Here is a 21,490-nt window from a genome sequence, read left to right on the forward strand (position 1 = left end):
CCACTTTTTTCAAATCTTTATCCCATTTGATCTTTATCTCATTTGATATGCTCCCCCATCGACTCACAACACCTCCTTTTAACAAAAAATAATTTTTATTAATTGATTATTTTATTTGATATATTATATTTATAAATATTTTTTATTAAAAGGATAATAATGGAACGAAGAGATTTTATCAAAACAAGCATTTTGGGGACAGGTATTTTGATGGGTTCAAGCATACTCTATGCAGGCAACTCTCAAGCCAAAAAAGTTTCTTTGGATCTTTCTTATCAGATCCATTTTGATTCAGCCAAAGAAGTCAAGATTTGGATTCCAATGCCTATAGCTTCAGACTTTCAGCAGCCTACCAATATCAGAATACAAGGCAATTACCACACTTATAAAACCTATAGTCAAGATAGCACACCCCTCATCTATGCCTCTTACTATCAAACACCCAAGCCAAAACACATTTCTATCTCAGTCGATGTTTCCCTCACTCCTAGAAACTCCAAAAATCTCTTAGCCAGCCAAGACCTCAAAGCATATCTACAACCCACACGATATATTCGCACAGATGGGGTGATCCAAGACCTTGCTAAGCACCTAAAGGCAAACAATGACACACAGACAGCCCACAATATCTATGCGTGGATCTATAACAATCTCGATTATGAAAACGCCCAAAACAAAGAAGGTATCAGAAAAATACAAAGCAAAGATGGAAAAATTGCTTTTAGTGGTGAAAATATCAGTGCAAATACTTTATTTGTATCCTTATGCAGGGCGTGCAATCTGCCTGCTAGAGAGGCCTTTGGTCTAGGACTCCAAGGAGGGAAAACTGCTTTTGTGAGTAAATCTGAAGTCTATCTCAAAAACAAAGGCTGGACACCTTATGACACCATCACTCCCATCGCTAACCCCACTCTCAATGGCCAGCAAAAATGGCTAGGGAACTTTGTCTTGCTTAACTATGGCCGCGATGTGCAAATTGAAAAATCGGTTTTGAGTTCTTTTGACAATGCTTTTGCGCTTGTAGATGGCGATAAATTGAGCTATTATGAGGGCAGACACTTCATGAAACACATCTCTTATAAACAACTTGCCTAAAAGCCCACGCCCTGCTCTTACCCAAAGAGTGGGGCTTTTTGATACTTGCCTATCTTGAATTTATCTTGGGCTTAGCTTGAATTTGGCTTGAAATTGGCTTGAATTTGCCCCAAACCCAACTTTTGAGCCTAACTTTTAGGCTGATTACCCCCCCTATGCAAGCAGCTAGATAATCACACCCCCGCCTAAAACCTTATCATCTTGATACACGACCAAAGCCTGACCCTTAGCCACGCCATATACAGGCTCTTTGAGTTCAGCGATAATCTTTTCGCCATCAATGATAATTTTTGCTTCTGAGGGGCTGGAGCGATAACGGATTTTGACCTTATATTCCCCGCCATTAAAACTCTGCAGCAAAGATTTATTGATAGCCTCAACCCGATTGGTAGCAAGATCTTCTTTTTTGCCTACGATAATTTCATTTTTAGGGGCGTTGATACCTAAGACAAAATGAGGTTCATGTGCACCTTTGACACTAAAGCCCTTGCGCTTACCGATCGTGTATTGCATATAGCCCTTATGCTTGCCGACTATATTGCCTGCCTTGTCCTTGACTACCCCCTCTTTTTCTACTTGCAAATGCTTTTTTAAGATGTCGATATAATCTGTTTCAACAAAGCAAATTTCTTGAGATTCTTTATAAGTTTCCAGACTCCCCAACCAAGGCATGACTTCAAACGCCCTAGGCTTCACCTCTTCTTTGAGCATATCGCCCAACGGGAAAATCAAGCGATCGATAGCCTCTTGAGAAATCGCATACAAAAAATAGCTCTGGTCTTTGGTCTTATCCTTTGCTTCTCTGATTCTCTTGACCCCATCAATCTCTTCGATACGCGCATAATGCCCTGTGGCAATCTTTTCACAACCAAGCCCTAGGGCAAAATCTAGCGCAAGTCCAAATTTCATCAATGGATTACATGAAGCACAGGGGTTGGGCGTTTCTCCTCGCTCATAAGATGCGATAAATTCATCATAAACAGCCTTTTTGAATTGTTCTTTTGCATCGATGACTTCAAAGGCAAAATCCAGATTGCTAGAAACCTTTTGGCAATTACGCAAAAACATTTGGTGTTTTTCTTCTCTGTCGTGGAGCTTGAGATATATCCCCAAAACTTCGTGTCCTTGGGATTTTAATAAGTATGCTGAATACGAGCTATCCACCCCCCCGCTCATCAAAAGTGCTACCTTCATCTTATTTCCTTATATCAAATCTTTATAATTTATATGCTTTTCTATCCATCATTAATACGATCTGACCCAAATATTTTTGATACCATTTGTGTCTTAGGAATTATAGAACGAAAAGATTTATATACATTATATTTATACTTATTTTTGCTATTTTATCCTTTGCTAGCACTTACCCAAGATCTGATTTGACCCCTCTTAGTGCCCAAAAACCCTTTGAAAAATCTTATCAACATTTTTGGTATAGTAGCTATAATCAAAGCAATCTTTAATACTCTGTGCGTCCATAATCGCACAAAGCTCTGTATCAGCTAGCAAATACTGCAAATACAGACTTTCTCCTTGCGCATTTAAAGCGCTCTTGCCTTTCTGGAGATCTTCCCAAACCTTCATCGCATTTCTTTGAACAATTTTATAGCTATCTTCACGACTCACTCCCTTTTTAGGCAGTTCTAAGAGCACCCTCTGAGAAAACACCAGCCCACCTGTGAGATTGAGATTTTTCATCATATTTTCAGGATATACCACAAGATTTTCAATCAAACCCTTGAGTCGATCGAGCATAAAATCGCTAGTAATCAGCGCATCAGGCAAGATAAATCTCTCTACAGAACTATGAGAAATATCGCGTTCGTGCCAAAGTGCGACATTTTCCATCGCTGGGATTGCATAGCTGCGGATCATTCTACAAAGCCCTGTGATATTTTCACTCAGCACAGGATTGCGTTTGTGTGGCATTGCTGAGCTGCCCTTTTGACCGGGAGCAAAATATTCTTCAGTTTCATAAACCTCTGTGCGCTGGTAGTGCCTGAGGGCTACAGCTATTTTCTCACAGCTACTAGCTAGCAGTGCTAAATCACTCATCAATCTTGCGTATCGATCGCGTTGGATAATTTGATTGCTGATAGGCGCAGGCGTGAGCCCTAGCTCTTGGCAGACCAATTCTTCAAGCTCCATAGGCGTGTGTGCCATATTCCCCATCGCACCACTAATAGCCCCCACAGCAACCACCCCTAAAGTTGCCTTGAGTGCTGCTAAATGCCTATTGAGTTCATCATACCAAATCGCTAAGACCAGACCAAAAGTAATAGGCTCTCCGTGTATCCCGTGACTGCGTCCGACCATCAAAGTATCTTTATGCTCCAAAGCCCGTTTTTTGATTACTGCACGCAATCCCAAAACATCTTCAATCACCAACTCCAAGCTATCTTTCATCTGCAAAGCAGTCGCTGTATCGATACAATCACTTGATGTGATACCATAATGCACAAATCGCGACTCATCGCCCAAGCTCTCGCTCACTGAAGTGGTAAAAGCAATCAAATCGTGCTTGCTGATTTTTTCTATCTCTTCGATCCTTTTGATATCAAAACGCGCATTTTCACAAATCTTTTGGCAAGCAGCATCAGGTATCAAACCAAGCTGATTCCAAGCCTTGACAACAGCCTTTTCTACTTGAAGCCAAGCTGTATATTTCGCATCCATACTCCATAACTTTTTCATTTGCTCTCGCGCATAACGTTCAACCATAAAGACCACTCCTTAAAAGATTTTAAGTATTATAAAAAATAGAGTCAAAAAATAGCATAAAAGCCTTAAAATTTCTCCATACACTCGCACCTAAAGCCAATCATTGATAAAAATAAAAGAGAGGAGTTCAAACCCAAGCAAAATTAAGAATCAGGGCTTAAAAATTAGAGCTAAGAGTTAGGGCTTAAAAACTAAAATTTAAAGTGTGAAACTAGATTTTAGCCTTGTGTGTGCTTGATATTTAAGCCCCACTTGACATATTTTATACAAACCAAAAAAAAAGAGGGGAGGGGGGATAGGAGATTATCCCCTCAAAATATTTGATACAAGACAGATAAACACGATAGATGATAGCCATCACTTGCCAAATAGCAAGCCCTTATCTCAGACCTTGGCTTCTTCTCTGCGCTGGAGATATTCCCACCGATTATCCACATCTTTTTGGAATTGCTCGATGATATGTTCATTTTCAGGCTTAAAAAGGTGCTTGAATCGCCCTTGTGCGCCCAGATAATCTCTGACGGGGATAATGTTTTTGGGGCGATAGGTGATACGCACTTCCCTGCCATCAATAATCTCAAACAACGGAAATACCAAGCTATCCACAGCCAAATCACTCACTTCAACGGTCTGATTAGAATCAAAACGCCATTCAGTCGTGCAAGCACTCATCGCATTGATAAAGGTCGGACCTTGCGTGTCAATGGCTTGCTTGATTTTTTTATTCATATCTTTCCATTTATTAGGTGCAACTTGCGCGACATAAGGAGCACCATGGGCTGCCATCACAAACAAAATATCTTTTTTCTTTTCTTTTTTGCCATAGCTCACTCTGCCTGCAGGCGTGGTAGAAGTGCTCGCACCAATGGGCGTAGAGCCACTGCGCTGGCCTCCAGTATTGGCATAGACTTCATTATCTAGGCAAATATAAGTCATATCATGCCCCCTCTCAAAGCACCCACTGATCCACTGAAACCCTATATCATAAGTAGCGCCATCACCACCAAAGGCAACAAATTTAGGTCTTTGACCTGTGTATTTGCCCTTTTTAGCCAAGGCTTTATACATCGCTTCAGCGCCTGCTACAGCAGTCGAACCATTTTCAAATCCAATATGTATCCAAGGCACATCCCAAGAAGTGTAGGGATACACAGCTGTAGAAACCTCCAAGCAGCCCGTAGAGTTCCCTAGCACGATAGGCCCCTCCACAGCGTTCAAAACCTCCCGCACAATCATTCCATGAGCACACCCAGGGCATAAAAGATGTGCGCCCTCAAATTTTTCTGCAGACTTACTGAATTGTTTCAGATTTTTAACTTCTTTTACCATTTTTTCTCCTTAGCAAAAGCTCATCTTAGGGCCTCTGAGCCCTATGAATTGTTGAGTGGGGTGGGTCAGTTTGCCTGCTTGTGCATTTGCGTGCAGTTCAGCAAAGATACAAGAGAGATCCACTTGCGTCAAATCGCGCTCACCCAAGCCATAGATATAATTAGATAGCACAGGGTGTTTGGAATCTTTAGCCTGATAGAGGGCTGCGGCCACTTCATTGAATAGTGCTCCCATTGCCCCAGCTGGCAAGCTTTTGTCCATGATTGCAATCGCTTTGAGATTTTTGAGGGCTTCTCCGAGTTCTAAATATGGGAAAGGTCTGAAAACGCGTATTGTAACCACACCTGCTTTGATACCTTGCTCTCTGGCCTTTTTAGCTGCCACTCTTGCTGATTCCACGGTTGTCCCTAGTGCAAATATCGCCACTTCTGCATCATCAATCCCATAGGTTTCTACGATATGGTATCGCCTCTTTGTGAGCTGGGCAAATGCTTCAAAAACTTCTTCAATCACAGGGGTAGCGTGCATCATAGCACTATGGAGTTGGGCTTTATGCTCAAAATGCCAATCCTCCTCGGCCTGTGCCCCATAAGTTGCGGGCTTTGTGAAATCTAGTAGCGGGTTTTTGCTCTGATAATCTCCGATAAATTGATAAGCGACCTCATCGCTCAAAGGACGCACATTTTGGGCAGTATGCGAGCTCAAAAAGCCATCTTGATTGACGATAGTGGGGATTCTGACTTGCATATTTTCTGCGATTTTAAATGCCATCAAATTAAAATCATAGGCTTCTTGTGGGTTACAGGTGCATAGATTGATCCAGCCAGCATCTCTCCCAAGATACATATCAGAATGATCGCCGTGGATATTGAGTGGTGAAGCAAGGGCTCTATTGACTAGATTGAGCACTATAGGCAGACGCATGCCCGATGCTTGGTATAAAACCTCCACCATCAAGGCAAAGCCTTGCGAGCTTGTCGCTGTGGCTACCCGACCTCCCGCAGCAGCAGCCCCGACACACGCACTCATTGCAGCGTGCTCTGATTCTACCATCACAAACTCCCCATCTACATAGCCATTACTCACAAAACTACCATAATTCTGCACAATGGGCGTAGAGGGCGTAATGGGATAAGCGGCCACAACATCAATCTGGGCTTGGCGCAAGGCGTGGGAAGCAGCCATATTCCCGTCCCATACCTCAATTTCTTGCAATTCAACACTGCTTGCCATAATATCTCCTTTAGTTAGTTGTTCTTTTTCTCTTCTTTTTTGGGCCATTGAGCCAAGGCAGTTTGGTTGTCTTCGTGATCACTAAACATCAATAGAGATTTAGGGTTTGTAGGGCAAACCTCCACACACACCCCACAGCCCTTGCAATGCACATAATCCACGCCACTGAGTTTTTCATTTCTAGCAATGATGGCTGCATCAGGGCAATACACCCAGCAATTGAAACAATTGATACAAACCTCGCTATTATGCACAGGTTTTTCAACTCGCCAATGGGCTACACTGGCTTGATAAGAGCTTTCAGGTGTGTAATTGCGTTCATCATTATGGGATTCTAATGCTTCTTGCCCTTTTTCTGCAAATGGAAACAAAATCGCTCCGATTTCAAATTCATTCCAACCCTTCATCGCTAGCTCCTTATTTGACTTCATTATACGCACGCTCAATGGCTTGCATATTTGCTTCAATGATTTTAGGGGAGAGTTTTTTACCCAAGACCTTTTTAAACGCCTCTTTGAAAAACTCTAGTTCCAAGATACCTGAAATTTTGATAAAAGCACCCAACATTGGTGCATTGGGGATTGGCTTGCCTAAGGTGTCGATAGATATTTTGATACAATCGAGTGTATAGACTTTTTTGCCCTTGAGTTCAGGCTTTTTATCCAAAAGCTCTTCTTTGCTCAAATGCGTGGTGATGATATAGGCAGTGGTGGGCTTTTCATCTGCACAAATATTTGTGATAAAAGTCAAGCCCGGATCGATCACTAGCACATAATCAGGGCTCATAAATTTCTCGTGATTTAAGATCGGTTCAGAGTCTATGCGGTTATAAGCAGTCATCGCTGCTCCACGCTTTGCTGAACCATATAGAGCAAAAGCTTGGACTTCCTTGCCCGTGCCTGCAACGACATCTGCCAACCCTTTTGCACCCGTTATAGCTCCTTGGCCAGCCCGTGAATGCCATCTGATTTGTAGCATATCTTTTCTCCTTTTGGTTGTTTAGTTTGTCGCCTTAGAAAGTCGCTCATCACAAATCAAAGATAACAAAAGCCCAAAACCTAATGCCAACATCTCATGCATTGATAAACGATACATTTCTAAACTTTTTACTATGGAATTTTACTCGATTTAACCCAATAGACAAAATATCCCCAAAAACGGAGTTCAAATAATATTTAAATATGTGTATAAATGTAACAATTAAAGGTTTTTGATTGTTCTTATGGCCTCAAGAGAATCATCAAAAACACGCACCCCGTCCATACAATCCCCCTCAAGCTTCTTATAACCCGTCTTAACACCTATGGGGTTGATATGGGCATTGATGGCAGATTGGATATCTAAAATAGTGTCTCCAATCATAAAGACATTTTGAGGCAGCATAGAGGGGTTGATTGAGGCAATAGCCTTGAGAATAGGCTCTTTATGGGGCTTGGGGAATTCTACATTTTCGATACCTATGATTGTTTGGAAATACTCCAACACACCAAAATATTCTAAGAGTTTTTCAGAAAACTTAGCTGTTTTGGTCGTAACCACCCCAAGTTGTGCAAATTGCTTGGCTTCTAAAATCGATTGTGTTGCATTAGGTAACATTTTTGTCTTTTGCAGGTAAATCTCTTGGTAATGGCTTCTGTAAGCACTTATACACTGAGGCACTTCCTGTTTTGAAACACCCAAATGCAAAAACATATCCTCCAGAGTTTCTCCCACTAACTCTGCGACACAACCAAAATCTGGCACTTGAAAACCATTACCCACACAAGCCACACAAAAGCTCTCATAAATCGCTTCTAATGAGTCAATCAAAGTGCCATCGAGGTCAAATAAAATTATTTTTTCTTTTGCCACGATACGCCTTTCTTACTGAAATGTTTGGAAAAAATCCCCGATTTGACTTCATAAGCCACGACAACCACCACGACCAAAAAGGCTAAAAACTGCGATATAGGATAAGCCAGCCACACACCAGTGAGTCCGTATTCCTTACTCAAAATGGGGAGCAAAAACACCAAAAATATCAATGTATAACAAATTGTAATGATAAAAGAGCTCCTAGTTCTTTGGACAGATTGGAAAAATATAGCACAAGTGATATTCACTCCCAAAAAGATATAACCCAAATAATAGATATTCATCGCCTCCACCGTATCCCCTAGCAAGTAGGGATCTCTGCTGGCAATATCTGATTTTAAAAATAAACGCACCAAATACGCATCAAAACCATAAAAAATCAAATAAATCCCCACGCCAACAAGCACAGACACGCTGATACTAAAAAGAAAAATCCCCCGCACCCTCTCTTTGCTCCCTGCTCCATAGCTAAAGCTCGCAATAGGCTGGATCCCTTGGGCGATAGAGAGCAAGACCGTAAAAAAGATGATACCACTATACATAATAATGCCATACATCGATACGCCCCTCTCCCCAGCAATACCCATGATGATAGTATTAAATAGCAACATCACAATAGCTGCACTGAGTTCAGACACAGATTGAGGGATACCACTTTTTGCCGAAGAGATGATAGCACTCAGACTAAACCTTTTGACAAAATAGAGCTTCCCTCGTTTGAATAAAAAATGCTGCAAAAGCACCAAAAACCCTATCGCATGCCCTGTAATCGTGGCTAAAGCACTCCCGTGGATCCCCATCTCAAAGACAAACAAAAACAAATAATTCAAAATAATATTTGCCAATGAACCTACAATCATCGCGCCCATCGCTAAAATGGGGCGTTTGTCATTGATGGCAAAGACATCACACAATGGGTGCAGCACCATGAATACTGACCCAAAAAAAATCACCCTCAAATAATCCACCACCAAAGGCTTCAATGCTTCGCTACTCCCAAGCAGCAAGGCAATTTCATCAACAAATATATACAAAAACACTCCGATTATCAAAGTGCTGATGATGACAAAATAAAACACAGAGCTAAAAATCAAACGCGCACGATGCACTTCATTTTTGCCTAAAAAATAAGAAACTATAGAAGCAGCTCCCAAAGAAAATAACAGCTCATAAGCAATCAGCACAGGAAACACCGGCCAACAAATACTGATAGCCCCCAAGGCCTCTTCTCCTAGCTTTTTGCCCACAAAAATCCCATCAACAGTCGAGTAAGTCGAGAGTGCTATCATCGCACACAAAGAGGGGATAAAATAATAAAAAAATAGCTTTTTTATCGAATCATTTTTCAAATCAATATCAAACATAAAACCACCTAAACAGCCTTGTTGCTGCCATCAAATCTATAACAGAGTGTAAGATCCATCAAGAGAGAAATGCTAAAGATTAAATGTAGATTAAAAAACCAAATATCCAAAAATCGGAGTCGCAAACAGACACGCAAAGTGTGAAAAACTCTGCGTATGGGGAGATTATCTTTTTGAGAATTGTGGGCTTCTTCGAGCCTTTTTCTTTCCATATTTCTTTCTTTCGACCGTCCTAGAGTCCCTAGTGAGCAGGCCTTTTGGTTTCAAGATCGCTCGAAAAGACACATCATAAGCGTTCAATGCCTTAGATATTCCGTGTCTTAAGGCTTCAGCCTGAGCAGAATAACCCCCGCCTAAAGTCACAGCACAAATATCTACAGATTTGTCTTGCTTAGTGAGGATCAAAGGCTGCATGACTTTCATTTTGATTGCTTCATGGCCACCTAGCCACTCCCCTAAACTCTGATTATTCACAGATATTTTGCCACTACCACTTGCAAGCCAAACTTTTGCTATCGCTGTCTTTCTTTTCCCTGTCGCATAAATTTTTGCCATCTAAATTCCTTTATTTACTTTTTGTGATTTGAGCAGTATGTGGGTGTTCGCTGCTTTTATAAACTTTGAGTTTTTTGATCATTGCTCGACCGAGCTTAGTTTTTGGGAGCATACCACGGACAGCAAGATAAAAAAGCTTTTCAGGGTTTTTTTCTAGCATTTCTTTGAGCGTCTTGCTCTTGGTGCTGCCAAAATAGCCTGAGTGGGTGAAATACTCTTTGTCTTCAAGTTTCATACCAGAAAACTGCACCAATGGGGCATTGACAATCACGACAAAATCCCCACAATCTACATTTGGCGTATAACAAGGCTTGTGCTTGCCTCTTAAAAGTGTCGCCACCTCTGTGATCAAGCGCCCAAATACTTTGTCTTTAGCATCCAAAACAACCCAATCGCGTTTGATTTCATTGACTTTAGCAGTCTTTGTAATATCCATTGCATTACCTTTAAAATAATTTCTAACAATTTTTTGCGTCGCGTATTATGATAGAATAAAACTTACATTTTGCTTAACTTAAGCTATTTCTTATCTAAAAGCTTGCTCTTGATACTCCAAAATCCGTTTATTTTCTTTGCTGATATGGTATGCTTCATCATAGGCCTTTTGGATCACTGAGCGCAAAATATCCCTTTGTGTTTCATACCCCTTATCTCCGAGCATATCGAGCACGATAGCATAGAGCTGGATATCGCCCACCACAGCATCAAAAGCCCTATCTCTATCTTGCATATAGGTTTTTTCATCTTTGGCATACTCTCCCACACGCATCATCACGCGACTGAAAATTTTGAGTGCTAAATTATTGGGTTTTATCATCTTATCAATGAGGGCTTTAGCGCGTTTGAGCTGCGCGTCTAAATCAGGGCGCCCCAAATACACTAACACAGGAAAAAGCAACATCAAGGTATCGATTTTTGACCCCAAAGAACGGGTTTGCCATAGAATCAAAAGCTTTTGGATTGGTGTGAATTTGTGGTATAAAAACTCAGCCATTTAGATGATTTCCGTCCCGATACCTGTGCTCGTGAATAGCTCTAAAAGCAATGAATGTTCAATCCGTCCATCGATGATATGGACTTTTTGCACGCCATTTTCAATACACTGCAAGCTCGCCTCTAGCTTGGGGAGCATACCCCCTATGATCACTCCATTGGCTTTGAGTGTATGGATTTGCTCTTTGGTGAGTGTGGGAATGAGCTGACCTTGCGCATCCAGCACGCCCTTAGTGTCTGTGAGAAAGACCACTCTAAAAGCCTGCAAAGATTTAGCGATCTCACAAGCGACAATATCTGCGTTGATATTATAGCCCAAATGTCCGATCCCCTCACCCCCTGCAATCGGAGCAATCACGGGGACAAAGCCCTTTTCTAAAAGCGTTGCAAGCAGTGTCGTATCTACTTGTGTGATCTCGCCTGTATAGCCCAGCTTGCCCCCATCTTTTGGTCTGGCTTCAAACAGCCCTCCATCTTTGCCACTCAAGCCTACAGCCTTGATACCTTGATGGTTCAAGAACGCACTGAGCTCTTTGTTGATATTCCCGCTTAAGACCATCTCGATGATAGGCATACTCTCTTGTGTGCTCACCCGATAGCCCTCGATAAATTCGCTCTCTATCCCCAAACGCCCTAGCATAGTCGTGATATCCTTGCCCCCACCATGGACAATAATAGGCTTGATACCTAGCATATACATCATCACAACATCTTTGGCAAACTGCTCTTTGAGCTTTGGATTGACCTGTGCTGACCCACCATATTTGATCACAACAATCTGATTGCGGAACACTTTGATAAAAGGCAATGAATCGAGCAAAATATCAGCAATTTTTATCCTTGATTCCATGGGGCCTCTTTTTGATAAAATTAAAGTATGCTATTATATTAAAAACTAGTCAAAAATTTAAGGACACCCAATGAAAATAGTTTTCTTAGATGCAAAAACACTCGGAGATGCTGATTTAAGCCCTATAGAGAGCTTAGGTGAGTTGATCACTTATCCTACAACAACAAAAGAGCAAATACTCTCACGATGCAAAGACGCTGCGATTATCCTCACCAATAAAGTCATCTTAGATGCGCCCACACTCAAAGCGCTCAAGGCTCTCAAGCTCATCTGTGTGACTGCCACAGGGACAAATATCATCGATATGCAAGCTGCTAAAGAACTAGGGATTGTGGTAAAAAATGTCGCAGGATACTCAACACAAAGCGTAGCCCAGCATACCCTCACTTTGGCCTTAAACTTGCTTTCAAAAATCCATTATTATGACTACTATTGCAAAAATGCGCAGTGGTGTCAAAGCGATACTTTTATGCATCTCAATGGAGGGCTTTGCGAGCTAGATGGCAAACAATGGGGGATTATCGGACTTGGAGCGATCGGAGAGAGAGTAGCAAAGCTAGCTTGTGGCTTTGGAGCAAATATCAGCTACACTTCCACAAGTGGTAAAAATATCCACCCCCACTACCCCCAAAAAACCCTCCATGACCTCCTCACACAAAGCGATATCATCTCTATCCACGCACCCCTCAATGACCAAACCAAAAATCTCATCACGCACAAAGAACTCCAGAGTCTAAAAGATGGAACGATACTCATCAATGTAGGGCGTGGAGGGATTGTCAATGAAGCAGATATGGCTAAGATTTTAGAAACTAAAAATATTTTCTTTGGCACTGATGTGCTAGAAATCGAGCCAATGCAAGCTGGGCACCCCTTTTTGAATCCTAAAATTCATGACAAAATCATCTTGACCCCACACATTGCTTGGGCTTATGGCAACGCACGCAAAAAACTGCTCGAAATGGTGATAGCCAATATCAAAAGCTTCATTGAAGACACAAATCCCTAAACCTCTTCCAACACCCCCATTTTTCCAAAAAATAGGGGGGGCAAGAGCTCAAAAACACAAAAAATCAAGGCAAATGCGTATTGTGCATAGAATCAATCCATAAGAGGATTGATGGGAAATTAATGTTTGCGGGAATAATGGCTAAAAAAGTCAGCCACAAAAGCAGCAAATATAGCAATCATTACAGCAGAGATCACCAAAAAAATCCACATTTTTGTCTGCGTGAGCTGTGAAGACACATTTGTCCATACCACCATATCTTCAATATCGCCATCTTGTTTTTTGGAAAGTTCGCTTGCAATCACGACGCCATTTTTGAGAATCTCTTGGATTTGGGATTCTAAGAGTGCAAAATCTGCTTGTTTGTTTGATGGTGTTTTTTGATTATAGGCATCATAAATTCCCTTCAGATATGCCTTGATACTCGCTGATTGGGGAGAGTTTTGGATATACCAAGTGATCATATCGGCATATTTTTGAGCAAGGGCTTTGTCTTTTGCTTCGATATTGATCCAAAAAATATCTGGAGTTTGTGGAGAAGGCGGGATTGTGACTTCCATATTTTGAATCGATTGGATTGCTTGGGAATCGACTTGAGTTTGCTTGATATTTTGCTTGAGGAGGTTGAGATTTTGCGTGATGACACGATTGGAGAGGAGAGCTCTGGTATCCCCTAAGGGGATCATCAAGCTTTTTGATTGGATCGAGAAGAGATAATGGTCAGCTTGCTTGGTCTTTTGGGTGTGGGATTTTTGATTTTGTGTGTCTTGATATTGGATAAAAGCAATGCCTAGCCCCATCAGGATAATAAATACAATTAACATGACCTTATAATGCCTCACAAATAAATACAAAAACTCCCTAGAATCAAGCTCTTTAGGTGCTGTGTCTTTCATCAAACTCCTTTCAGTCAATGCAAATCAAAATAATACAAAAATTTTCCCATCAAAGGATAAGAATACCATAACCCTGAATATGGGCTAAAAAAATAATAAGCAAACTTTGCTAGCAAAATCAAAAAGCCCACTCCATAAGCCACAATCGAAAAATTGCGTATTGCGACAAAAAACATATACCCCAACAAAAACGAATTAAACACCAAGGTCAAGCGATTGGACGCATAAGAAAAAGGCAAAAACACGACATAAAGCCAAACAAAAACAAGAAAAAAATAGGTCTGCTCTCTTTTGATAAAATCTTTGGGCGTTGGGAAACAAAACAGCACGCCCATACAAAAAAGCAAAAACAAGAACGAAAAATCTAAATCCATAAAAATCCCCCGTTCTTGATAGAGTGTGTAGTAATTCAACTTATTCAAGATACCCAGATGAGGGATAAACCCGACTTTATAAGCCATCAAGATAAATTCAAAAGCAAACACAAAACTCAATGAACCCAAAACCACAAAAGCTAGCGTGATTTTGGGATATTTTTTGAGAGATTCTAGGATAAAAAATATCGGAATTGAAGTGAGATGGAAAAGGCTCGCACAAACTACAAATAAATATTTCCAAAAAAACTTCTCCTCTTTGAGGGCAAACAAAATAAACGCACAAGCAAAGCTCTGGCGACTCCACTGACTGGGAGCATAGAAATTAAAAAACAAAAACACAAAAAACAAGCACAAAGCCCGATCTTGCGCCCTCCAATCGCCCATATACCGCACCACCCAAACAAACACCAACACACTAGGGAATAAAATCGTAAAAAATAAAATTTCACTAGGTCTAAGCGCACCCCATACACAATCAAGCAACACATAAAACAAAGGCAAACCAATCTCAAACCCCCCACCATAAGTAAAAAGAGCGTCAAAATGCCCTTTGATAAGGCACTCATAAGTATCATAATAACGCAAAAAGTCATCACTATCGCTATCAAAATAAACACGAGAAGCCCAAATAAGGCTGCCTGATACAGCGATATTCAAGCCCAAAAGACTCAACATGAGCTTGTCGTTACAATCAGCACAAAGCAGCAAAAAAACCATCGCTACAAAATATGCAATCAGAGGCGAAAAGGGCAAAATAAACCACGGACAAAAAGCAAGACAATAGAGGATACTCCGATGGGCACGAGAATATGGGCGTTTGAGATGATGGGTCAAACAAGGATTGGAGCGAGGAGATAGGCACGAGGAATCCTGATTGAAGGAAAAATTCTGATTACAAGAGTGCTGCAAAGACTTTAAACCCTTTATTGATATACTTGCTATAATGATACACTTTTTTACCCATACAACACACAAACACAATGGAGATATGATGCAAATAGGCACGATACAAACCCTTAAAATCTCGCGTTTTTCGCCCTTTGGTGCTTATCTGCAATCAGAGGGTGAAGAAATCTTACTACCCAATAAATTTGTCCTAGAGTCTTTTAAAGTGGGAGATTCTATAGAGGTTTTTGTCTATACAGACTCCCTAGATCGCCCTGTTGCAACGACACAAAAACCTTTAGGCACAAAAGGAGAAATCCTAGCACTTCAAGTAGTGAGTATCCAAGATAATGGCTGTTTTATGGATTTAGGCATTGACAAAGATATTTTTATGCCCTCAAAAAACCCCAAACGCTTTAAAATCGGGCAATCAGTAGCCATCTATCTCACCACAGATAAGCAAAATAGGCTCATAGCCAAACTCGGTATCAAAGAACATCTTTTGCCCTTTAAAAAAACTCTAAAGCACAAAGCAGTGACTATCTTTCCTTTTGAAAACACGCCCCTAGGCATAGGCTGTGTCGTAGAGAAAAAATATTATGGTCTTCTCTATCAAAACCAGATTTTCTCTCCCCCCCCTCTCAATGTCCCCACAACTGCTTATATCCAAAAAGTCCGTTCTGATGGGAAGCTAGACCTCTCTTTAAAATCTTGGGAAAATCAAGTCCAAGAAAAAGACCGCCTCTATCAGCTCATCACAGAGCACTCCCCCTTAGAGCTTGACTTTTCTTCTGCACCCCAAGAGATCTATACCATCTGTCAAATGAGTAAAAAAAGCTTCAAAACACTCATCAACGCCCTACTCAAAGAGGGCAAAATCAAAATCCTCCCCCACCATCAAGACCCACAAAAAAAATCCATCCATCCCAACCTCAAAACGCACACTCTTTGAGATAAATTCAAGAGAGTGTCCCGCATAAATCATTGATAGCTTCGCTCATTGAAGGGTGTGTGAATATCATATTTTGAAGACTTTGATAAGGGAGTTTAGCATTGATAGCAAGAGAAAAAATATTAATAATCTCAGGAGCATCGACACAAAAAAGGCTTGCACCCAAAATCACATCTGTCTTTGCATCCACAATGAGCTTGAGCATACCTGTAGTATCGCCTAAAATCCTAGCCCTAGGGATTGCTGCAGTAGCGAGCTTGCCGATTTTGATAGCATAGCCCTGTTTGATGGCTTCTTTTTCCCTCAAGCCTGTGTGGGCTAATGGAGTAGATAAAAACAAGACTTCAGGGACAACACTCCGATTTTCTACACTCCGCGCCCCTTTGCCATAAAACCCATCAAAAACAATTCTAAAATCATCTAAAGACACATAAGTGAAAAATGGCGCACCTTTGACATCTCCTAGCGCATAAATGCCCTCTGTTTGTGTACGCAAAAATCTATCTACAATCACAGCTCCATTTCCATCAACCCCCACGCCTGCTTTTTGCAAGTTCAGACCTTCTGTATAAGGCTTGCGTCCAATAGCTACCAACACAGCATCTGCAAAGATTTCTTTTTTGACCCCTGCACTCTCATAGCTAACGCAAGCACGATAGCTTGTGCCACCATCTCTGCCATTATTTTTATCATCTCTATCATCTCTATCATCAGCCTTATCTTGTATCGCTTGCACACACGCACCCATAATGATCTCAATACCCAATTTTTTCATAGATTCTAAGACAAATTCTGCAATATCCCTATCTTCTTTTGGCATCCAAGTATCCCCACGCACAAGTATCGACACCTTTGTCCCAAAGTTTGCATACATACACGCAAACTCCAAGCCAATATAGCCTGCCCCAATGATGACAAGCTCTTTAGGGCGTGTGGTAAGAGAGAGCAAAGTTGTGCTCGTATAGACCCTCTGAGATTCTATCGGTATGGAGAGCATAGCGCTTTGTGCCCCTGTGTTGATACAGATCTTTTTGCCTTGTATGCATTGCGTTTTTTCTCCTACAATCTGAATTGTCCTCTGGTCTAAAAACGACGCCTTGCCATCAAAAATCGTGATATTTTCATTTTGGGCTAACATTTCATAGTTTTTAGCACGCAAAAACTCCACCAATGCAGTCTTTTTAGCCATACTTTGCTGATAGCTAGTATCTTTAGGGCTTGCGCAAGCTTGGGCTTGATGGGCTTGCGTGATTAGTGCTTTTGTCGGGATACAGCCGATATTGATACAAGTCCCACCATACATATCCTTAGACTGCTCAATCAGTGCTACTTTTTTCCCCATAGACGCACTTTTGAGTGCTAGAGTCTTGCCTGCTTTTCCAAACCCAATCACAACAATATCAAACATTTGCATCTTGTTTTCCTTATGTAATATAATAATTACAACTATAGTTTTCAAAGGATAACAAATGGTAGTCTGTATCAGTGGGGCGTCTTCGGGATTTGGTAGGGCTATAGCCAAGCGATTTGTCAAAGAAGGGCATTATGTCATTGCCATAGCAAGGCGCAAAGAGCGTTTGGAGCAGCTCAAAAGCGAACTCGGAGAAGCAATAGCCCTTATCATCGGAGATATCAATGACACAGCACTGATTGCAGAGGGCTTGAATCATCTACCCAAAAATTTCAGAACCATTGATGTGCTTGTCAATAACGCAGGGCTAGCCCTAGGGCTAGAAAGTGCTGAAAAGGCAAATATAGAAGATTGGGAAGCAATGGTCGCTACAAATATCACTGCCCTCATCAAGCTCACGCACCTCCTCCTCCCTCAGATGGTAGAGCGCAAAAGAGGGCATATCATCAACATTGGTTCGATTGCAGGGACTTATCCCTATCCAGGGGGTAATGTCTATGGAGCAACCAAGGCTTTCATCAAGCAATTTAGCCTGAATCTACGCGCTGATTTGTATGACAAAAATATCCGAGTCAGTAATATCGAACCAGGGCTTTGCGGGGGGAGTGAATTCTCACTTGTGCGCTTTAAGGGTGATGAAATAAAAGCCCAAAAGGTCTATGAAAACACACACCCTCTCTATCCTGAAGATATCGCAGAAGCTGTCTATTGGATCGCCCATCTCCCCAGTCATATCAATATCAATCGGCTTGAGATGATGCCAACCACACAAGCCCCTGCTGCACTCAATGTCGCTAAAACTCCAAAGGCTTGATGGCTACTTGATAGTTGCTTGATACTTAAAAGTTCATAAGATTTTTTGAGATTATGATAAAATTCCACACAAATACCCATTATCAAGCCAAAAGAGCAAGTCAAAAGAAAAAATATGATACCACCAAGTGCCCACCCATTAGTTTCTGTCATCACCATTGTTTATAATGACGCCCCCCATATAGCACAAACCATTGAATCTGTGCTCTCTCAGACTTATCCTCATATCGAATATATCATCATTGATGGTGGCAGCACAGATGGCACACAAGGGATTATCCAAAGCTATATTGATACCTCGCCCCCTAAAGCCTTGCATACAATCACAAAATTTATCAGCGAAAAAGACAAAGGGATTTATGATGCGATGAATAAAGGTGTCGCCCTAGCTAATGGGTCTTGGTGTAACTTCATGAATAGCGGGGATCGCTTCTATAGCCCCACAAGTATCCAAGAAGTATTCGCCCAATACCCCACCACTCCCACTGAAATCTCTGTCTTGTATGGGGACACACAGATTGTCTTTGATACCCAACACAGCAAAATCCTCACAAGTCAAAACACCCACCACAAATACCACCACCACTTCACGCACCAATCTAGCTTCATTGCTACCAAGCTCCTCAAGACCTACCCCTATAACACGGCATTTAAAATCGCTGGGGATACGGACTTTTTTACCAAAATCTACCACCTAGGCTATCGATTCCAAAAAGTCAATGCCATCATCTGCACCTTTGATCTCAATGGAGTTTCTAGCACACTCTCGTGGCAAATGTTTGCTGAAGACTGCCAGATTGGGTATCAATACAACAAGCTCTATCCTTTGTTTCTTGCTAGCAAATATGTCTTTTATGTGATCCCCCGCACTCTGCTCCGCAAGCTAATTCCTGCCAAATACAAAAACCTAGCACGTAGTAAATGGGGAGCTAAATACCAATGACACAAAAGCCCACACACGCACAAATCAAGCCCTTGCTTGTCATGTCCTTAGGCCGTAAAGGGGGTTGTGTGCAGTATGCACAGCATATCCTAGCACATCTCAATCTGCCCTACACACTCTATGAAACCACCTACATACAAGAGCCCCCCTCAAAAGGTGCAAAATCTATCAAAACCTATCGGCGCACACGGCTAAGCTTTGCTTGCAACACACTTTTTCGCCTGCCCTTTCTTGCCCTCAAGCTATGCATAGACTCCCACAAATACAGCGCATTATTTTTGCCTTATTTCCATTTTTGGAATCTTGCTTTTATCTGTGTATTCAAGCTCATAGGCAAGCCTGTTATCCTCATTGAACACGATGGTATTATCCACACCAATGATGGCATGCCCTTTGAGCAATCCCTCATCAATGCTTCCATCAAACGCGCAGATACCATCATTTTCCTCACACATTTTGTCAAAAATTCCCTCTCTCCTAAGCTTTTAGCCCACAAGCACACAGCTGTTATCCCCCATGGGATTTTTGCGCTCAAACATCTACACACCACGCCCAAGACCTACACCACAAAGCCTACGATTTTATTTTTTGGTCGTATCAACCCCTATAAAGGTATCCATCTCCTCTTAAATGCGCTAGCCTCCTTGCCTCTTGAGAGCTTTGAGAAGCTCATTATCGCAGGCAAAAGCTCCTACACATACGATCTAAGCTATCCGCAAGCCTTTTTAGACAAGCTAGAAATCCACGATACCTTTTTGTCCCAAGAGAGTATCGCAGAGATTTTCAATCGCTCCCATATTTTAGTCATGCCTTATTTAGAAGCTTCACAAAGTGGGGTCGCTTCGATAGGTATTGCCAATGCAATCCCCACTATTTGCACTGATGTAGGTGGGCTCAAAGAGCAGTTTATAAGCTTTAGAGGGGGGGGGGGCAGATATCAATGTGCTTGATGCAAAAACCTCTCTATTCCTCCCGCACGCCACATCAGGCGCACTCATCACCCCACCAAATGCCACGTCCATCGCTTCTGCACTCAAAGAGCTCATCGCCAATCAAGCGCTCTTCAATCACCTCAGCTATAACCTCACCTTGCGGGCCAAAGAATTAAAATGGGATATAATCACAAGGCAGATCCAAGAGGAGATTTTAAACACGTTCTAAGCCCAACCCCACCTCCTTTTTCCCCTTGTGTATCCACTCTATCCACTCCATCTGCCACACCCCAAACACCAAAAATCTCTATCGTTATCCCTGTTTTCAACGCCCAATCCTCCATCAAAAAATGCCTAGAATCTTGCATTTCCCAAAGTTTTACTGCAATAGAAATCCTCATTATCGATGATAAGGGGCAAGATAATAGTATTGCGATCGCACAGACCTATGCACGCAACGATCCCCGTATCCGCATTATCCACAACCCCCAAAATATCGGCACATTTCACGCCCGTATTCAAGGAATCAAACACGCCCATAGTCCCTATATTTGCTTCCTTGATGCTGATGATTATCTCCACCCTAATACAGCTATGCTCCTCTCTGAAAAGCTCTCTTGTTTTGCTAAAGACCATCAAGGCGTAAGTCCTGATATCATTTATTTTGGCACGAGTTTTTTCCCTCCTAGCTGCAATAGACTTGCCCCCAAACCCATCACACAAGACACATTTGGCGCACAAATACTCAAAAAATCCTTTCTTGCCCCCTCCACTCCCCCTTGGCATATCTGGGCTAAGCTCTATAAAAAAGACTTTTTGCAAAAAGCCAATGATAAGTTTGCACACATTACTCAAAAACTCATTATGGCCGAAGATGCCCTCCATAGCTTTGTCATCGCCACTCTCGCACACTCAAGCACAGGGATCACAGACAAGCTGTATTATTACTGCGAAAATACTAGCTCCATCACCCGCAGGTCCGATCCCAAAACCCGCGCGACTAAAATCGCCCACCTCCAAAAAATCATCTATTATCTCCAAACGCTCCAAGAAGACAAAGACCTAAGCTCCCACCCCTATTTCCACCAAGCCCATGACAAAATCTGCAATATACTCAATGCAGCCATCGAACTCGAACACCGATATGATGACACAACCACATATATCCCTGCTTATTTGAAAGCTTGCTTTAGCTCTTTGAAGCATTATCATAAATGGCAAACTTATGCTAGAATTTTTATCTTTATCGCCAGCTTGGGGAAAATAAAAATTTAGGCA

Annotated in this window: 23 protein-coding genes; 8 read left to right on the forward strand and 15 right to left on the reverse strand. The window is 41.7% G+C overall.

Annotated elements, in window-relative coordinates; all coding sequences use genetic code 11:
- The first annotated feature begins 159 nt into the window (after nucleotides 1-159).
- Nucleotides 160-1,095 carry a transglutaminase domain-containing protein gene (locus BKH46_RS01850; RefSeq protein ID WP_095225132.1) on the forward strand — a complete coding sequence of 312 codons (936 nt, stop codon included), beginning with the start codon at nucleotides 160-162 and terminating at the stop codon, nucleotides 1,093-1,095.
- Between the two features lie 165 nt (nucleotides 1,096-1,260).
- Here the strand turns inward: BKH46_RS01850 and mnmA are convergent, their stop codons facing one another.
- The 12 genes from mnmA to argB all read right to left on the reverse strand — a co-directional run bounded on the left by mnmA (nucleotide 1,261) and on the right by argB (nucleotide 11,994).
- A complete protein-coding gene (gene mnmA, locus BKH46_RS01855; RefSeq protein ID WP_095225133.1) occupies nucleotides 1,261-2,289 on the reverse strand; it encodes a tRNA 2-thiouridine(34) synthase MnmA in 1,029 nt (342 codons plus the stop codon).
- A 195-nt stretch (nucleotides 2,290-2,484) separates the two neighbouring features.
- Nucleotides 2,485-3,816, reverse strand: a complete 1,332-nt coding sequence (gene purB, locus BKH46_RS01860) for an adenylosuccinate lyase (protein WP_095225134.1) — start codon at nucleotides 3,814-3,816, stop codon at nucleotides 2,485-2,487.
- A gap of 384 nt (nucleotides 3,817-4,200) precedes the next feature.
- Complete coding sequence (locus BKH46_RS01865) at nucleotides 4,201-5,145, reverse strand: thiamine pyrophosphate-dependent enzyme (protein ID WP_095225135.1); 945 nt, start codon at nucleotides 5,143-5,145, stop codon at nucleotides 4,201-4,203.
- A gap of 9 nt (nucleotides 5,146-5,154) precedes the next feature.
- Entirely contained in the window at nucleotides 5,155-6,378 is a 1,224-nt protein-coding gene (locus BKH46_RS01870) for a 2-oxoacid:ferredoxin oxidoreductase subunit alpha (RefSeq protein WP_095225136.1), read from the reverse strand.
- 14 nt (nucleotides 6,379-6,392) lie between these two features.
- A complete protein-coding gene (locus BKH46_RS01875) occupies nucleotides 6,393-6,785 on the reverse strand; it encodes a 4Fe-4S dicluster domain-containing protein (RefSeq protein ID WP_095225137.1) in 393 nt (130 codons plus the stop codon).
- 10 nt (nucleotides 6,786-6,795) lie between these two features.
- Complete coding sequence (locus BKH46_RS01880; protein ID WP_095225138.1) at nucleotides 6,796-7,356, reverse strand: pyruvate flavodoxin oxidoreductase subunit gamma; 561 nt, start codon at nucleotides 7,354-7,356, stop codon at nucleotides 6,796-6,798.
- A gap of 222 nt (nucleotides 7,357-7,578) precedes the next feature.
- Nucleotides 7,579-8,229, reverse strand: coding sequence for an HAD family hydrolase (locus tag BKH46_RS01885; RefSeq protein WP_095225139.1), 651 nt, complete (start codon nucleotides 8,227-8,229; stop codon nucleotides 7,579-7,581).
- Entirely contained in the window at nucleotides 8,211-9,596 is a 1,386-nt protein-coding gene (locus BKH46_RS01890; protein ID WP_095225140.1) for an MATE family efflux transporter, read from the reverse strand. Before BKH46_RS01890 ends, BKH46_RS01885 begins: the two co-directional genes overlap by 19 nt.
- A gap of 165 nt (nucleotides 9,597-9,761) precedes the next feature.
- Nucleotides 9,762-10,151, reverse strand: coding sequence for a 30S ribosomal protein S9 (gene rpsI / locus BKH46_RS01895; protein ID WP_095225141.1), 390 nt, complete (start codon nucleotides 10,149-10,151; stop codon nucleotides 9,762-9,764).
- Between the two features lie 10 nt (nucleotides 10,152-10,161).
- A complete protein-coding gene (rplM, locus tag BKH46_RS01900; protein WP_172402532.1) occupies nucleotides 10,162-10,587 on the reverse strand; it encodes a 50S ribosomal protein L13 in 426 nt (141 codons plus the stop codon).
- Between the two features lie 90 nt (nucleotides 10,588-10,677).
- Nucleotides 10,678-11,145, reverse strand: a complete 468-nt coding sequence (locus BKH46_RS01905; protein ID WP_095225142.1) for a hypothetical protein — start codon at nucleotides 11,143-11,145, stop codon at nucleotides 10,678-10,680.
- Nucleotides 11,146-11,994 (reverse strand): acetylglutamate kinase, encoded by an 849-nt coding sequence (gene argB / locus BKH46_RS01910; RefSeq protein WP_095225143.1) that lies wholly within the window; start codon nucleotides 11,992-11,994, stop codon nucleotides 11,146-11,148.
- 70 nt (nucleotides 11,995-12,064) lie between these two features.
- Here argB and BKH46_RS01915 point away from each other — a divergent pair, with 70 nt between their 5' ends.
- Nucleotides 12,065-13,003 carry a D-2-hydroxyacid dehydrogenase gene (locus tag BKH46_RS01915; protein ID WP_095225144.1) on the forward strand — a complete coding sequence of 313 codons (939 nt, stop codon included), beginning with the start codon at nucleotides 12,065-12,067 and terminating at the stop codon, nucleotides 13,001-13,003.
- 119 nt (nucleotides 13,004-13,122) lie between these two features.
- On the opposite strand, the gene BKH46_RS01920 is transcribed toward BKH46_RS01915, so the two are convergent.
- Together BKH46_RS01920 and BKH46_RS01925 are read right to left on the reverse strand one after the other, a co-directional pair.
- Nucleotides 13,123-13,899, reverse strand: coding sequence for a hypothetical protein (locus tag BKH46_RS01920; protein WP_095225145.1), 777 nt, complete (start codon nucleotides 13,897-13,899; stop codon nucleotides 13,123-13,125).
- Between the two features lie 14 nt (nucleotides 13,900-13,913).
- Nucleotides 13,914-15,185 (reverse strand): EpsG family protein, encoded by a 1,272-nt coding sequence (locus BKH46_RS01925; protein ID WP_143428899.1) that lies wholly within the window; start codon nucleotides 15,183-15,185, stop codon nucleotides 13,914-13,916.
- Between the two features lie 82 nt (nucleotides 15,186-15,267).
- Here BKH46_RS01925 and BKH46_RS01930 point away from each other — a divergent pair, with 82 nt between their 5' ends.
- Nucleotides 15,268-16,113: a S1-like domain-containing RNA-binding protein gene (locus tag BKH46_RS01930; RefSeq protein WP_172402533.1), complete on the forward strand. Its 846-nt coding sequence runs from the start codon at nucleotides 15,268-15,270 to the stop codon at nucleotides 16,111-16,113.
- A 7-nt stretch (nucleotides 16,114-16,120) separates the two neighbouring features.
- Here the strand turns inward: BKH46_RS01930 and BKH46_RS01935 are convergent, their stop codons facing one another.
- Complete coding sequence (locus tag BKH46_RS01935; protein WP_095225148.1) at nucleotides 16,121-17,527, reverse strand: FAD-dependent oxidoreductase; 1,407 nt, start codon at nucleotides 17,525-17,527, stop codon at nucleotides 16,121-16,123.
- A 55-nt stretch (nucleotides 17,528-17,582) separates the two neighbouring features.
- On the opposite strand from BKH46_RS01935, the gene BKH46_RS01940 reads away from it, so the two are divergent.
- From BKH46_RS01940 to BKH46_RS01960, 5 genes are all read left to right on the forward strand, one after another.
- Nucleotides 17,583-18,338 (forward strand): SDR family NAD(P)-dependent oxidoreductase, encoded by a 756-nt coding sequence (locus BKH46_RS01940; RefSeq protein ID WP_095225149.1) that lies wholly within the window; start codon nucleotides 17,583-17,585, stop codon nucleotides 18,336-18,338.
- Between the two features lie 114 nt (nucleotides 18,339-18,452).
- Nucleotides 18,453-19,280, forward strand: a complete 828-nt coding sequence (locus BKH46_RS01945; protein WP_095225150.1) for a glycosyltransferase family 2 protein — start codon at nucleotides 18,453-18,455, stop codon at nucleotides 19,278-19,280.
- Nucleotides 19,277-20,230, forward strand: coding sequence for a glycosyltransferase (locus BKH46_RS01950; protein ID WP_095225151.1), 954 nt, complete (start codon nucleotides 19,277-19,279; stop codon nucleotides 20,228-20,230). The genes BKH46_RS01945 and BKH46_RS01950 overlap by 4 nt, the downstream gene beginning before the upstream one ends.
- Complete coding sequence (locus BKH46_RS01955) at nucleotides 20,223-20,441, forward strand: hypothetical protein (RefSeq protein WP_095225152.1); 219 nt, start codon at nucleotides 20,223-20,225, stop codon at nucleotides 20,439-20,441. The genes BKH46_RS01950 and BKH46_RS01955 overlap by 8 nt, the downstream gene beginning before the upstream one ends.
- Nucleotides 20,390-21,487, forward strand: a complete 1,098-nt coding sequence (locus BKH46_RS01960) for a glycosyltransferase family 2 protein (protein ID WP_095225153.1) — start codon at nucleotides 20,390-20,392, stop codon at nucleotides 21,485-21,487. Before BKH46_RS01955 ends, BKH46_RS01960 begins: the two co-directional genes overlap by 52 nt.
- Nucleotides 21,488-21,490 lie beyond the last annotated feature (3 nt).

This window comes from Helicobacter sp. 12S02634-8 (genome assembly GCF_002272865.1).
Taxonomy (GTDB): Bacteria; Campylobacterota; Campylobacteria; order Campylobacterales; family Helicobacteraceae; genus Helicobacter_J.

What these genes read in the sequence shown, in the direction of transcription:
- BKH46_RS01850 (WP_095225132.1), top strand. Translation starts at nt 160, where the DNA reads ATGGAACGAAGAGATTTTATCAAAACAAGCATTTTGGGGACAGGTATT.
- mnmA (WP_095225133.1), bottom strand. Translation starts at nt 2,289, where the DNA reads ATGAAGGTAGCACTTTTGATGAGCGGGGGGGTGGATAGCTCGTATTCA.
- purB (WP_095225134.1), bottom strand. Translation starts at nt 3,816, where the DNA reads ATGGTTGAACGTTATGCGCGAGAGCAAATGAAAAAGTTATGGAGTATG.
- BKH46_RS01865 (WP_095225135.1), bottom strand. Translation starts at nt 5,145, where the DNA reads ATGGTAAAAGAAGTTAAAAATCTGAAACAATTCAGTAAGTCTGCAGAA.
- BKH46_RS01870 (WP_095225136.1), bottom strand. Translation starts at nt 6,378, where the DNA reads ATGGCAAGCAGTGTTGAATTGCAAGAAATTGAGGTATGGGACGGGAAT.
- BKH46_RS01875 (WP_095225137.1), bottom strand. Translation starts at nt 6,785, where the DNA reads ATGAAGGGTTGGAATGAATTTGAAATCGGAGCGATTTTGTTTCCATTT.
- BKH46_RS01880 (WP_095225138.1), bottom strand. Translation starts at nt 7,356, where the DNA reads ATGCTACAAATCAGATGGCATTCACGGGCTGGCCAAGGAGCTATAACG.
- BKH46_RS01890 (WP_095225140.1), bottom strand. Translation starts at nt 9,596, where the DNA reads ATGTTTGATATTGATTTGAAAAATGATTCGATAAAAAAGCTATTTTTT.
- rpsI (WP_095225141.1), bottom strand. Translation starts at nt 10,151, where the DNA reads ATGGCAAAAATTTATGCGACAGGGAAAAGAAAGACAGCGATAGCAAAA.
- rplM (WP_172402532.1), bottom strand. Translation starts at nt 10,587, where the DNA reads ATGGATATTACAAAGACTGCTAAAGTCAATGAAATCAAACGCGATTGG.
- BKH46_RS01905 (WP_095225142.1), bottom strand. Translation starts at nt 11,145, where the DNA reads ATGGCTGAGTTTTTATACCACAAATTCACACCAATCCAAAAGCTTTTG.
- argB (WP_095225143.1), bottom strand. Translation starts at nt 11,994, where the DNA reads ATGGAATCAAGGATAAAAATTGCTGATATTTTGCTCGATTCATTGCCT.
- BKH46_RS01915 (WP_095225144.1), top strand. Translation starts at nt 12,065, where the DNA reads ATGAAAATAGTTTTCTTAGATGCAAAAACACTCGGAGATGCTGATTTA.
- BKH46_RS01920 (WP_095225145.1), bottom strand. Translation starts at nt 13,899, where the DNA reads ATGAAAGACACAGCACCTAAAGAGCTTGATTCTAGGGAGTTTTTGTAT.
- BKH46_RS01930 (WP_172402533.1), top strand. Translation starts at nt 15,268, where the DNA reads ATGCAAATAGGCACGATACAAACCCTTAAAATCTCGCGTTTTTCGCCC.
- BKH46_RS01935 (WP_095225148.1), bottom strand. Translation starts at nt 17,527, where the DNA reads ATGCAAATGTTTGATATTGTTGTGATTGGGTTTGGAAAAGCAGGCAAG.
- BKH46_RS01940 (WP_095225149.1), top strand. Translation starts at nt 17,583, where the DNA reads ATGGTAGTCTGTATCAGTGGGGCGTCTTCGGGATTTGGTAGGGCTATA.
- BKH46_RS01945 (WP_095225150.1), top strand. Translation starts at nt 18,453, where the DNA reads ATGATACCACCAAGTGCCCACCCATTAGTTTCTGTCATCACCATTGTT.
- BKH46_RS01950 (WP_095225151.1), top strand. Translation starts at nt 19,277, where the DNA reads ATGACACAAAAGCCCACACACGCACAAATCAAGCCCTTGCTTGTCATG.
- BKH46_RS01960 (WP_095225153.1), top strand. Translation starts at nt 20,390, where the DNA reads ATGGGATATAATCACAAGGCAGATCCAAGAGGAGATTTTAAACACGTT.